Source organism: Marivirga arenosa, from assembly GCF_030503875.2.
Classification (GTDB): Bacteria; Bacteroidota; Bacteroidia; order Cytophagales; family Cyclobacteriaceae; genus Marivirga; species Marivirga arenosa.
In genome coordinates this window covers 1564191-1578045 of record NZ_CP129968.2, presented here as the reverse complement: position 1 = coordinate 1578045, position 13855 = coordinate 1564191, and the positions used below count along the sequence as shown (strand labels likewise).

11 protein-coding genes and 2 tRNA genes are annotated in these 13855 nt (G+C 33.6%); 6 read left to right on the top strand and 7 right to left on the bottom strand.

What is annotated here, in order from left to right; translation table 11 throughout:
• Positions 1 to 8: 8 nt before the first annotated feature.
• The gene (locus QYS47_RS06845; protein ID WP_322348152.1) at positions 9 to 935 is read right to left on the bottom strand and encodes a tetratricopeptide repeat protein; all 927 of its coding nucleotides are present in this window, start codon (positions 933 to 935) and stop codon (positions 9 to 11) included.
• The gene (locus QYS47_RS06840) at positions 932 to 1900 is read right to left on the bottom strand and encodes a vWA domain-containing protein (protein WP_322348151.1); all 969 of its coding nucleotides are present in this window, start codon (positions 1898 to 1900) and stop codon (positions 932 to 934) included. The genes QYS47_RS06845 and QYS47_RS06840 overlap by 4 nt, the downstream gene beginning before the upstream one ends.
• A gap of 299 nt (positions 1901 to 2199) precedes the next feature.
• Here QYS47_RS06840 and QYS47_RS06835 point away from each other — a divergent pair.
• The 5 genes from QYS47_RS06835 to QYS47_RS06815 all read left to right on the top strand — a co-directional run bounded on the left by QYS47_RS06835 (position 2200) and on the right by QYS47_RS06815 (position 4936).
• Positions 2200 to 2288 (top strand) — tRNA-Ser (locus tag QYS47_RS06835).
• 188 nt (positions 2289 to 2476) lie between these two features.
• Positions 2477 to 2550: transfer RNA gene (locus QYS47_RS06830), tRNA-Pro, on the top strand.
• Positions 2551 to 3012: 462 nt separating this feature from the next.
• Positions 3013 to 3345 carry a hypothetical protein gene (locus QYS47_RS06825; RefSeq protein ID WP_322348150.1) on the top strand — a complete coding sequence of 111 codons (333 nt, stop codon included), beginning with the start codon at positions 3013 to 3015 and terminating at the stop codon, positions 3343 to 3345.
• A gap of 504 nt (positions 3346 to 3849) precedes the next feature.
• A complete protein-coding gene (locus tag QYS47_RS06820) occupies positions 3850 to 4344 on the top strand; it encodes a hypothetical protein (protein ID WP_322348149.1) in 495 nt (164 codons plus the stop codon).
• 133 nt (positions 4345 to 4477) lie between these two features.
• Positions 4478 to 4936, top strand: coding sequence for a hypothetical protein (locus tag QYS47_RS06815; protein ID WP_322348148.1), 459 nt, complete (start codon positions 4478 to 4480; stop codon positions 4934 to 4936).
• Positions 4937 to 5137: 201 nt separating this feature from the next.
• Here the strand turns inward: QYS47_RS06815 and QYS47_RS06810 are convergent, their stop codons facing one another.
• Complete coding sequence (locus tag QYS47_RS06810) at positions 5138 to 5890, bottom strand: hypothetical protein (RefSeq protein WP_302127030.1); 753 nt, start codon at positions 5888 to 5890, stop codon at positions 5138 to 5140.
• Positions 5891 to 6458: 568 nt separating this feature from the next.
• On the opposite strand from QYS47_RS06810, the gene QYS47_RS06805 reads away from it, so the two are divergent.
• Positions 6459 to 6881, top strand: a complete 423-nt coding sequence (locus tag QYS47_RS06805) for a secondary thiamine-phosphate synthase enzyme YjbQ (RefSeq protein ID WP_322348147.1) — start codon at positions 6459 to 6461, stop codon at positions 6879 to 6881.
• A gap of 12 nt (positions 6882 to 6893) precedes the next feature.
• Here the strand turns inward: QYS47_RS06805 and QYS47_RS06800 are convergent, their stop codons facing one another.
• The 4 genes from QYS47_RS06800 to QYS47_RS06785 all read right to left on the bottom strand — a co-directional run bounded on the left by QYS47_RS06800 (position 6894) and on the right by QYS47_RS06785 (position 13722).
• Complete coding sequence (locus QYS47_RS06800; protein WP_322348146.1) at positions 6894 to 7505, bottom strand: alpha-ketoglutarate-dependent dioxygenase AlkB family protein; 612 nt, start codon at positions 7503 to 7505, stop codon at positions 6894 to 6896.
• A gap of 253 nt (positions 7506 to 7758) precedes the next feature.
• Positions 7759 to 9297: a sensor histidine kinase gene (locus QYS47_RS06795; protein ID WP_322348145.1), complete on the bottom strand. Its 1539-nt coding sequence runs from the start codon at positions 9295 to 9297 to the stop codon at positions 7759 to 7761.
• A 427-nt stretch (positions 9298 to 9724) separates the two neighbouring features.
• Positions 9725 to 12919 (bottom strand): S41 family peptidase, encoded by a 3195-nt coding sequence (locus tag QYS47_RS06790; protein ID WP_322348144.1) that lies wholly within the window; start codon positions 12917 to 12919, stop codon positions 9725 to 9727.
• Positions 12920 to 13107: 188 nt separating this feature from the next.
• On the bottom strand, positions 13108 to 13722 hold the full coding sequence (locus QYS47_RS06785; RefSeq protein ID WP_308357253.1) for an SOUL family heme-binding protein: 615 nt from the start codon (positions 13720 to 13722) through the stop codon (positions 13108 to 13110).
• Positions 13723 to 13855 lie beyond the last annotated feature (133 nt).

Below are 13855 nucleotides of genomic sequence, written 5' to 3'. Positions count from 1 at the left end.
ATTGCCCATTACCAATCCGGCTTTCCGGAATCTTGTTTTTTTGTTGCTTTTTTTCTCAACTGCTGAAAATATTGAGATTCTTTATTTCTTAAAGCCTCCAAAATCATTTGCGCTTTTTCTTCTGAAATATTCATCTCTTTTAGCTTCTGTTTAGTAGCTGGATCCATCTTCTGATCGTCAGCATTTTCTTTCTGTTCTCCTTCTTTTTGTTGCTCTTGCTGCTGTTGCTGCTCTTTTTCCTGTTCTGATTTTTCATCTTCACTTTGCTCACCCTCTTGCTGCTGTTCAGCATTCTCTTTTTGCTGTTCTTCTTCGCTATTCTGATCTTCAGATTTATTCTCTTGATTCTCTTCGTTTTTCTGATTCTCCGAATTTTGATCTTCCTTGCTTTGCTGATCTTTATTTTCTTGATCCTTATTTTCTTGATCTTGCTGCTGATCGTTTTGATCCTTATTTTGATCTTGCTGATCCTGATTTTGTTGTTCTTGTTGCTGCATTTTCTTTTTTAGCAACTCATAATTATATCTCGCTTTTTGATTGCCAGGATCAGCACGTAATGCCTCCTTATAAAAAGAAAGCGCATTTTCATATTCCTTTTGCATTTCAGAAAGATTCCCCAATTGCAATAAAGCCTTCGACTTCAGTTCTTTATTATCAGAATCAGCTACTCTTCTATAAGCATCATATGAATTTACAGTATCCTTTAATTGGAAATAAGCGTGGGCTCTATTCAATTCCGCTTGAGGACTTTCGTAATTCAATGAATCTAACAAATAGGTATAATGTTCAATTACCTTTTCGTAATCACCGTTTTTTAAAGCTTCGGCAGCCCTCTCTTTCGCTGCATTTGCCTTTGCTATTTTCCCTACAGGATCAATAGCTAAAACACTTATGGAAAGCAAAAAAAATGATATTGTAAAGAATACACTTTTCATATTTTTATGATTTTAAGTGTGGTTACTAAATCTATCATTAACAAAATAATAGCAGCCAATAAGAAGTAGAAGTACTTATTAGCCGATACATCTACCGTTTTGGCATCTTTCAGTTCCCCTTCAATATTGTTGATGGTAGCAATCAATCTCCCCACCTCATTATCTTCCTGATTAATTTCAAAATACTCACCATCAGTTTCATCAGCAAGATTTCTCATAGAACGAGAATCTAATTTAGTGATGATATCTTTTCCGTTTTTATCCTTTCTGAATCCTCTAGAAGTTCTAATTTTACTCCCCTCTTCTGTTCCAACGCCTAAAGTAAACAAACGGATTCCAGATTCATTGATTTTATTTACTTCACTTTCGGTATCGTCTCCAAAATCTTCCCCATCACTAATAAGAATGATAATCTTCGATTTTTGTTTACTGGAGGGCGCTTCTTCTGAAGTTAATTTATCATGCGCCATATTTAATGCACCCCCAAAGTCTGTACTGCTCCCTGGTACTAGGCGAGTATTTAAAGTCTCGATAAATAAGTTCAATGCATTTTGATCATAAGTTAAAGGACATTGAACAAATGATTCAGAAGAAAAGATTAACAAGCCTATTCTGTCTGAACTAAAAGCATCTACAATATTTTTTAGCTCATATTTAATTTTCTCAAGTCTGGTAGGTGCCACATCATAGGCATCCATAGAAGCAGAAAGGTCAACAGCAATCATAATATCCTTCCCCACTGCTTTGATTTCTTTTTTATCATCGCCAAATGAAGGGCCTAATAAAGAGATAATTAATAAAGCAAACATTAACGACCTCAATAAAAACTTTGGTAGGATATTAGAATAAGCCTGTCCTACCCTTTTAGCAACCGTAAATACTCTAAAGGTATAGGCAAAATATAGAATCAGAAAAATGATGATAAAAATAATCTCCTCAAATCCGAGGGACGAAATCCAAGTCATAGATTTTTTAATTTTTACAAAAATATAAAAGCTAACTAAAAGGGCAACGTTGATTAGCAACTAAGAATTGAAAAACGAAATAAATTTAAGCATGTTATACAATTTTAAATAAAGAAAGAGAGCAATATAAAATGCTTTAAAAATTCATGTAATTTAAATTACTGGCAGCCAGCAAGATGAAAAACAGATTAAAAAAAAGTGAGATTTATTTTGATTCAGATTTGGAAGGGACGGAAAACTTCTTTTATATTTGCATCACTTTTCGGAAACGAGGAGGGGATTTGAGGTAACAATAACCCGGAGAGGTGGGTGAGTGGCTGAAACCACATGTTTGCTAAACATGCGTACGTGTTAAAGCGTACCGGGGGTTCGAATCCCCCTCTCTCCGCAGAAGTTCTTTTAAAGATTGTAGTGAGAAAGCTGAAATTACTTCTCTATTTTGATAAGTAGGGATGAGAACCCAAAAGGTTCGAAAGCGAAGCTTCACGAGGGAATGTGCGGCATGCCAGTGTGTATGAGTAATCCCCCTCTCTCCGCAGAAGTTCTTTAAATAGAATAAGAGATTAATGATAATCTCGGGGTGTAGCGTAGCCCGGTATCGCGCCTCGTTTGGGACGAGGAGGTCGTAGGTTCGAATCCTGCCACCCCGACAAGCCAGTAGAAAATTCTACTGGCTTTTTTTATGCCTTGAATTTAATTTTTTCAAGCCTGAATTAGGTCAGTTTTATTCACCGCCATCGTGTAAACCTATTGAACACACCACTATTATCCATATAACTATAAAACAAGCACCTTATTTCCCACACATCAGCCTTTCATCAAAAAATGATTGGCTGTGAAGCGCTATTAGTTGATATTTGTAATTCCTACACAAGTCAATGACTTTGTAAGGTTTTGGTTGAAATATAAGCGCTGGGTGGGGATCCAGCGCTTTTTTAATTTTTATTCCTTATTGGATAAATCTCCATTTTAACTCACCTTTCTCTCAATAAACTTTTATATTCAAATCCGCATCAGCCAAAACCTAACTCAATTAATAAAAGCCGGTTTTCTGTTTTGAGGATAAAGTAACCTTACTTACTTTATACGATTGTTACCAACAATTACTTAATATGCGAAACCTCATCATCTTATTATTTTTAGTGCCAGCTCTATCTTTTGGTCAGGACATGTCTAACAGCATCGGAGTAGTAACATTAAGTGAGGAGTATAATAATACCGACCATAGGATTGAATTTCTTAATGAAGACGGCTCAACTTGGGATACTTTCAATTGTTACGGACCTTGGGACGACCTTCCAGATCTACAAATATTAGCATTCAAACCAGACTACTTTGTCTTCAAAATAAAATGCCAGCGAGAAACGCCAACCCATTATATAGTCGTAGTAAACGAGGAAACTGGCTTAACTAAAAAACTAAAGAAATCAAATAAGATCAGATAATTAACTGGGAACAGTATGTAATCAATGTCTTTTCAGTAGATTTTGACCCAGATAAAATCAAGATTTACGACAAAATTAATGGAACTCCCATTTCAGAAACACCCCTTAAAGAATCGATTATAGTTCCAAAGGAAGTGAAAGGAGACTGGATGAAAGTAATATGGACATCGGGGGAGTACACCTATCCTTCTGATACATCGGAAATTAAGACTGGATGGGTTCAATGGACAAAGGATAATAAAATAATCGTATCACTATATCATCTATCTTAGGAATGTAGACCTAATAAATAAAGCTGGTAACATTCTGTCATAAATCATGGTTGGCAGTAGCTTATTGCTCCTTCTACTCTTGGTAGAAAGCCCTTCAATCCGTAGAATTGACTTATTAGTAAAAGGTAATTTAATAAGCTAATCCTGCAGATTGCCTCGGTATTTAACGCAAATTTTTATACTTTTAAAAGCCACGAATTTATACAGTGGTGTTGAAGTGAATTCACACCCCATGATAGATAATCAAATTAAAATTTACGGTTCTAGAATAGTAATAATTTCTAAGAAGTCTCCGAAAATAGTAAGATTTATCTTGACTTTGCTTTTGGTGATGTCATTTCTGATTCCATTTATTGCATTCTACGTTGCTATTGACTATAAAATTGGTTTTCAATTTGGAATCGTAATTGCCTTTTTAATTTTTTGGGGTATTGGTTTTTATATCCTTCGAGTAATTTTGTGGAACACTTATGGCAAAGAAGTCCTAACACTTAATGCGGATAAAGTGAGATATATAGCTGATTATAAATTTTTTAAAGACGGCTATCAAGAATTGGATACTAAAGATTTGAGGGTTGAAATTGTTTTAGATTCGAATTTACCTGAATCAAAAGGATATTTAAAAATACATAATAGAAATGATTCTATTGAAACTGTGTTGAAGTCAAAGAAAAATGATTTAGACATATTAAAACATGAGATAAATAAATGGTATAATAACATATAATAACCAATTGTAACACTGGCACAAGAGTGCCATTTGTCCCTTTAATTTTCAATCACTCTTAACTGCTACCTGGTACAGGTTATTTTCGTGGGGATTGGAAAGTCTTCCACTATTTATAAATTTAAACAAACGTGTGGCTGTATGCGAGAGGGAGAGGTTAGTGCTTTCTAATCCCACCCATCATTGCTGGTCATTGCAAGTAATTATGTTCACAATTCACGAGTACATTTTAATTGAGATAAGACCTAATAAGGTTAAAGTCACCAATTTAAAAACTAGAGAGTCTCTAGAATCTGGTGACAATTTGACTTTTAGCAATGAAAGACTCTTAATGACGGTTATGGATGAACCGCAATCAACTTTAAAAGATTTAATTAATCAATTAACACAATCAGATTTAATCCATTTCCGGAGAACTATTATTTTAAATCCCTATCACCCAAACATCTCTGAATTTAGTGAAGTAGAAAAACGATCTTTTAGAGACATGGCGGAATTTCTCGGTGCGAGAATTGTTCGGTTTAAATTCGGTAAGGAAATCTCAATTAAAAGGCTAGGTAGTAGATATCTTGATAAAGAAACTAGCCCATGATATAATTTGCTACAATAGAGTAGACTGCCTTGAGCTATAAGCCTATGGTTCACTTCATTTATGTTAACAAATGGTTCCACCTCAAGACCACAACGAAGGAAAACGCAATTTCCATCTAATATTGAAATAATATTGATTGTGACTATAAAATCAATTATTCTCAATTCTTATAAACCCCTACTATACGCAAAATAATAGCTATTAATAATCAAAGAGCTTTATTCGGTTCCAATAAAAATTTAAGTCTATTGAAAAGTTCTGAGTCTGCATATCAAATGGATAAATAAACGCCCCATCAAAATTTACGGGCTCTGCTATAGAGTTTAATGATCTTAAATATTGAATACCTAATCCTAGATGCCAAAACCTAACTTCTGCATTTAATAGGATACTATGATGAAAAGCTTTAATAGGATTTTCCTGAATGATTTCATTAGCAAAATAATAGGTTTTTTGGTTACTGGGTTGTGACCACCACCGGTCATCATAGCCCGTTCGATCCAGGCCTTCAGGGTTTTTATGATGCATATAATTTAATTGATAGCCTATACCCATTCTGTATTGTACTTTTCTATCTATCACTATAGAGGGAATAATATCCAGAAGATGTGATCTATAATGCGAAAAATAAGTTTTAGCATTTGGAATCATAAAAGGTCCATCACCAGGAGGATCATAATCCAATGGGGTTACCGTAAAATTATTATTATGGGTTTTTAAATTTAGCCTTAATACTAAAAAAGAATATTTCTTACTGCTCAATTCAAAAAATACGCCTCCCTGAATGTAATCAACACCATTGTCATTTAATCTGATATCCACACTTTGATACCTTCCACTTAAATTATTTTGGGCATTATAATCTTTAATTCCAGTAGTTAACCCAAAGTTAAGCTGAGCTTTGACAATTAATGGAGAGAGTAGAATGAAAATAAAAAAGAATGATCTTTTCATGCTTAGTCATTAAGGTTGAAAGTTTAAAAATAAATAATTTATCAACAAGCAAACAGAATATCCAAGTATAGTTTACGGCAAAGGTCAAAAAATACTTTTCCCACGATTTATATTTTTTCAAGAGTTATAAGTAGAATAATCCATTTTAGTAAAGTTGTAGTAGGACTATAATGTAAAACCGTAAAGTTATTTTAGGACGATACAATATGCGCACCTTTTTTAAGCACGCATATATGCGTACTTACTTTGACCCTCGCATATATGCGCACTCTAATTTTTACATATGCGTAAAAAGAATTTTTGATCACGCATAGATTTTTAATTAAAAAGCATATGCGCATAATTTTTTGAACTTCATTGAAGCATAAAGTACGTTCAGGTGCTCCTGGAGCAATCGTCCCGCTTGTGCCTTTAGTTTTGTAATACCATAACTCCTAATACCGAACTTCAAGACCCCTCTACCTTTTCTCTAAACAATCTCTTATATTCAAATCTCATTTCCTTAAATCGAGTTATTTTTTAGCAAGTATAAGAAACACTCTTAAATTGCATAGATGATTAATCAATTATGAAAACATTACAACACACTTTTCAGCTAAAACCTTACCTTAGAGGTTTTCATTTAATAGAAAGAGAAATTGATCAAAATATGCCTGAATTAAAAAATATTGAGGCTGGGATTGTTCATATCTTTATTCATCACACTTCTGCTGGACTTACCTTAAATGAAAATGCAGATCCTACGGTAAGAGGTGATTTCGAACGTCATTTCAATAAGATGGTGCCTGAAAACATGGACTATTACCAACACACTATTGAAGGCTCAGATGATATGCCTGCCCATATTAAAGCCTCCCTTCTTGGAAGCTCCGTAAGTTTGCCCCTAAGTAATGGAAAGCTGTTAACCGGTACCTGGCAAGGTGTTTATTTATGTGAACATAGAAACCATGCAGGAGGTAGAAAAATTACTATTACAGTGATGGGAGATTAACTTGCTATAAACTTATTGATTCACGATGGTTCTAAATGTCAAATTAATTCTTGGCATTTGCACCTTTTTAGTTGGCGGTAAACGATGCAACCAGTTCTTCTGACAACTCCCTCCCATCATTAATAAGCTACCATCCTCGAGGATCAACTCTAGCTTTTCCTTAGTTTCCTTATGCTTAAAAGCAAATTTTCGTTCTGCACCGAAACTGACTGAAGCTATGGCTCCATTATCCTTTAAATCTTTTTCTCCATCACTATGCCAAGCCATCCCCTCCTCTCCTGAATGATATAGATTCAATAAACATGAATTAAATGTTTCTCCTAATTGCTGTTCCACTTTACTTTTGATTTCCTGAAGTTCTGGAGTCCAAATTTTTGCAGTTTTCGTGACTTTGGAATAGGTATAAGAAAATGCTTGATCAGCATACCATGCAACTTTTCGTTTTGTAATGATCTCCTTACCAAAGATGATTGCCTTATCGTGTTCCCAGTCTATTTCATTCATTAAACTCTGAAAGTAAAACAATGCTTCATCCTGACTGAACAGTTGCCCATGATATTGCACAATACCTCCATGAGGAAGTATATTTTTATTAGGATCATAAGGATCAGAAAATAGCTTCATTTTACTTTTAATTTGAGAAAAATACTCTAAAATAGTCTTTTAACAATTCTTAATATCTATGTTAAAATATATTGTAAGCCTTTCATTTAATTGGATATGCTATTTATAACTTCTATTAAATTTTAACAGTTGCATGAAAAAATTATCTAGAAATTATTTATTTATAATAATAGTAAATTAATGTCTTCAAAATATTCTGAAACACAGATTGTTTGAAGAGGCCCAATTGATTAATTCTAAAATCTTATATAAATCAATTTTCATCCAAATCCATCAAATCATTCTTTTCAGCACTTGTCAAAGAAGTGTTTACTTCTTTAATTACAATATCTAGTTCTTGGGCTGATTCATCAATCTGATTTACCATTTCGTCAATATCATCAGTATTATTTAGTTTTAATAAATAAACTAACCCAAGTATTCGAGCCAAGGGACCTCTAACTTTATGGGCATTGAAATAAGCATAATCAAGCAGCTTTTCATTTTGTATCCGAAGCTGTAAGGTTCTCTTTTTAACCGTTTTTTCTAAAGAATCATTAATTGCTGTAATTTCTTCTTGTTGCTGTATAATCTCTTCATTTTGAGCCTCTAACATTTTGGTTCGCTCATGTACTAGGTACTCCAATTCTTCTTTTTTTTGATTTAAGATTCGGATATTTTCTGCCTGAAGGTTATTTTTTTCTATCCTTAATGAGTCTACCTTTTTAGAAAGGCCTACTGCCAAAAAAATCATTTCCAAAGCAATTCCTAAATCAAGAGAATGATTTAAAATAATTGATTCGGATATGATAATGCCGTAGTTTCTTAATAAATAAATAACGGCCCCCACAAAAAGAAAAGTAAAACTTAGCAAATAATATTTTGCAGGTTTATACTCTCTTTTTAACCATAACCAAATACTTAAACCTATAACAGTAGGTATAAATAGAGAGGCTATAAAATCAGTATATAAAAATGCTACTCTATTATATCCTAAAAAGGATATAATTACAGAAACAAACTGTAAAACAACCATAATTCTGATCACCCATAGCATTATTTTAGAATACTTCTTTAACTGAAGAAAATATATTGTGAATATCCCTACAGCGATGGATACTAGTGATCCGAAAATTGATGTAAAATCATTTAATACTCTCAAAAAAGGAAACCATACATAAAGCAAGCCATTAACTCTTAGTAAAGTGATGATTACAGTCAAACTATAGATAGAGTATAATAGATATATCTTATCTTTTAGCGAAATAAAAAAAATAAGGTATAATAAACCCAGCACCAGAACGGCCCCAGCTGATATATATCCTATCATTGCAGCTTTTGCAAAAAAGACGTTTTCATCTTCTTCCTGAACGACATTTATCTTTATAAACAATGGCTCAGAGCTTTCAAACCTAAATAACATTTCGCCCTTAAAGTCTTGTGGAATATCAAACATTAAAACTGATAGTTCAGATTTACCTGTTTTTCTATTTTGTTGATATTCAAATGAATCGTGTCGAATAATAGAATCTCCCATTAAAAGAAAAAAGTCTATATATCTTATTAGTGGATTGTCTAATGTTACTGATCCTCCCTCAGGCATATCAAGAGCTGACTTCATCCATATCACATTTGAAGTTAGGCCAAAGCTTTTTATTTTAGCTGTATCTTTAATTTGGAAATAATCTCCATTTAGTATTTCATCAACTGATAATCTTGCACTAGAATCTATCGCAATATCCCATTCTCTTTGCCAATTCGAAAGGCCCTGAAACGGAATAAATAATATTAAACAGATTATGAATCGATTCATGCAGCAGAAACTTGTAGATGGTTAGATAGTTTAGTTTGTGAATTAAGATACGAAAAAATCAATATAAATTTTAAAAGATTTTATTATTCAATTCAAATAGTTATACAGTCAAAAGGAAGTAGAATTTTACAAAAAATGAATTATACTGAAAGCCTGGTAAATGATTTAAGAGCAGTTCAATAATGAAATTCAAACCTATAAATAGAGTTACAGCAAATAATTGAACCACAAAAAAAAGGTTAAAATTCCGATATGATGATTAAAGCCTTTATTGTTAATTTATTAAATAGAAATAATTCTTACTTAATATAAAGTAAAACGAGAAACTACTGTTATTAAAAACAATAATTCAGGCTATTCTTTCATTTAAGAATTTAAACACAAAAAAGGGGCTCTAAGCCCCCTTTAATTTTTAATTAAAATGTAATTAATTCAACTGCTTTAATAAAACTTCTACTGATTTCTTCAATTGTGGATCCACATTTTTTGCTTTATAAGCAGGTGGATTATCGATAATAACATCAGGCACAGCAGGGCCATTCTCCATATTTTCTTCAGTCGCTTTAACATACCAGGCTCTAAAAGGCACTCGAATGTAAGAACCATCTTGTAAGCCTGCTCCGCCAGTAGAAATTACAGCTCCAAAAGTTGGAGTACCCACTAAGGTACCCAAATCAAGGGTTTTATAGGCATGTGAAAAGATTTCAGCATTGGAATAGGAATTTTGATTACATAAAGCGACAGATGGTTTAGTCCAAGAAGCAAGTGGAAGTCGCTCTCCAAAAGGATAATTCTCCTTAAAATTCTTATGTTCCTTCAAGCTTTGGGCTGCTCCTCTAGGAATGGTATAAGCATGTTGATCTACATTTAAAACCGCCATCAAATAATCAGTAGTCCATCCTCCACCATTATAGCGAACATCAATTACAATTCCATCTTTACCATAAGCCGCTGCTGTTAGCTCTCGCTCAAATCGCTCAAAAGAAGTCCAATTCATGCCTTGTATATGTAAATACCCTAGCTTACCCTCAGAATATTCGTCCACAAGCGCTCTTCTATTTTCCACCCATTCATCATAAAGCTCTGAGCGTAGTGAATTGCTGGGCCATATAATGACCTCTTTTTCCTCTCCGTTCCGCTCAATTGTTAATAGAGTACGTTCATTCGCTGTTCCTTCCAATAAAGCAAAGAAGTTTGTAGCATCCTCAACATTTTGCAGATTAACGGCTTTAATTATATCTCCTGTTTGTAATTTACTTTCATTTTTATCAGCAGGACTATTCATCACAATTCGACTAATTTTAAAGCCCCCATTTAAAACTTCCCCTTCTACTCCTAAGAGACCTGTTCTTTCACTTTGAGTTTCTTTCTGCTCATTTCTACCATAAAGCCCCATATGGGAGGCATTAAGTTGACCCAACATTAAATTGTAAAAGCTTTGAAAATCCTGCTTAGTAGAGGCCGATAAAGCAATCGGCTTATATTGTGCTTTTAAAGCATCCCAGTCTTGCCCATGAAATTCAGGATCATAAAATCTTGCTTCTAGTATTCTCCAGCCTTCTTCAAAAATTTGAGCCAGCTCTTCCTGATATCGAATTTTCATTTCAGCGCTTACTGGTAATTTTTCAATTTTATCAGATTTTATTTCAAGTTGTGAAATCAAGCCTCCTTTCATCATAAAGTAAAGCTTTCCCTGTATAGGAGTTTTGGCAATACCATAAGGTTCTGATGTACCAGTAATCATTTTCTTATCGCTACCATCCCATTTAATTTTGTATAGCGCTCTTTCAATTTCATAGTCTTTACGGCTTACTCCACTATTGATGTAGTATATAAATTCACCTTTTTCATCAAATGCAAAATCTGACTCTCCACCAGTGAAGCGAGTAATCTGTTGAAGACGAAGGTAAATCTTATCAAAATCAATATCGACATCAGCTACTTTCTCCTCCTTTTTCTCTTCCTTACTATCGCCTTCTTTTTTCTCCTTTTCTTTATCTTTTGCCTCCTTCTCATATCGTTTCCATTGCGCTTGTGATTTTTCCCAATCCTCCTTTTTCAGCCATGCAAACCATATATCACTATCCCCATTATTTCTTTCGGATACAAAACCTAATTTACTACCATCTTTGCTCCATATGGGATTATAATCTCTTTTGGGATGCATACTCACGTTAACAGCTTCTCTACTATTATCAGCGGCATGAATAAAAACCTCGCTATTGAAATTCAAATCAGATTTGCTGTATGCCAACCATTTGCTATCAGGCGACCAACTAATACCAGAAGGCTCATCCCATCCATCTAATAACACTTTTCCGTTACTTAAATTCCCTGATGCATCAATATCAAATACTTGCAATTTGCTCCCTCCTTGCAATAAGGCTAATTTCTTACCATCTGGACTCACTACGGGATTGGACTCTTCTTCCTCTGTTTTCGTTAAGCGATTTACTTTCCTTTTGAATGAATAGAATAGGTCCTTTTCTTGTTCATTCGTTGATTGAATACTGTAGAGATCATTTTGTCCTTCACGATCTGATATGAATAATAACACTTCATCATTTAACCAACTAATATCTCTTTCACGAGCAGGGCCATCCGTTAATCGAACCGATTTATCATCTTCTTTATCGTTCCTACTTACAAAAATTTCACCTCTATTAACAAATGCTATAAATTTTCCATTGGGAGAAATGGCAAATTCATCTACTCTATTTTTCATATTTTCCTTCACTACCGGGTCAAAACGGTAATCTGTAGCAATTTCAATATCGATGGTTGACTTTACTTTTGTTGGCAAGTCAAAAGTATAAGACTTTTCAGCAGTTTGATAGGCTATCTTACCCGCTGCCCGGCTGATAGAAAAAGATAAAATGCCAAAATCCTTTTCTGAGGTCAATTGCTCTGCTTCTCCTTCTAAAGATTGTTTATGAATATTATATCTTCCTGATTTTCCTGAAATATAGAGTAGTTCGTTATTACTTAACCATTGAGGTGCGAAATCATTATGGGCATCAGTAGTAATCTGTTGATATTCTCCTGAAGGCATATCATAAACCCAAACATCACGATTTGCAGGACCCTCATAAGCCTCTCTTTCAATTCGACAAGTGCCACGTACAAAGGCTACTTTCTTTCCATCAGGAGAAATTGAAGGTTCTAAACCTAAGGCATCCATAAATCGAGTCTCAGTGGTAGACGAATTCTTTAAAACAAATATTTCTGACTCTCTTTCTACCTGCTTATAATTTCTACTGGTTGTGAAAATAATATCCCCATTTGATGCTACACTATAAGGAATATCAGAAGCCGAATGATAGGTTAAACGGCTTGGCTCACCCCCTACAGCTGGAATGCTGAAAATATCTTCATTTCCAAAACGATCACTTGAAAAAACTATTTTTTTACCATCTGAAGTCCATATTGGATTTGATTCATAGGCCTGATGAATAGTGATCCTTGAAGATTTTTCACCATTGAAATCTGACACCCAGATATCCCCTTGATAGCTAAAGGCTAATTGTGTACCATCGGGAGAAATAGAAGGTTGCATTATAGGGGATTGCGCATTCAAAACAAAACTTCCAATAAAAGCAAAAAGGAAAAGTAAGTATTTCATATTTATGAGTTTATAATTTTAATATCAATATATGTAAGTCTTATAAAGAATTGAACAGTAATTAAATGACTGGGCATTTTCTTATTTAAACCTAACAAAAAAAGGAGTAACCAATATTACTCCTTTAACAATCTATTTTATAATCATTTGTTTTACCCCAATATAAAAGCACTCAATCTGAATGAAGACTATTGAAGACTCTCCTTCGCTTCATTTTCATTATTAAGATCAACAATGATCTCATTTTTTCTATTAAAAACTTCAAATGGCGCATTATAACCAAAGAAATAAAAATGATTAGAATATTGAATTCCTTCTTTGTCTAAGGCTTCCATCAACTTTTCTCTATATTTTTTTATCTTACGATCATTAGCCCAGCCTCCAAACTTAATGGCTGCTACTTTCCGATTGGGTTCCTGACGAAATTCAATTTTTGTATTGTTAGGCTGTGGTAAGTCTTCCTTGCTGTATTTTTTAGGAACCAAAAACATCATAGTCATGGAATCTTCTAATGACATGCTTACTGGAGAAGTCATGGCTATACTTTCATTCATCTTATTATCTCCAAAAATATAAGAAGCTAGAGTTCTAAAGCCCTTTCGTGACATATCTTTATACTGATTTCCTGAAAGCTTAACTGAAGTAAACAAACTTGAATCATATGTTCTGATTTCAAAATCTTCGAACTTTTGATTTACTTTATACTGATAAGTTTCAATATTATTTTGACTCTGCATCGCATAAAGTTGAACTATAACAAAAACCAAAATCAAGATACTTATAATAATTAACACAGCTTTCATAAATGAGTATTTTACTATTTAAACGACTTTTTGAGTAGCTTCGTTTAAACTGACTCCTCTTGAAACACTTAAATTTTTAATTATTTATTTCTTGAATTCATAGCTTGAAGGAAGTTTCACTAAATATACAGGG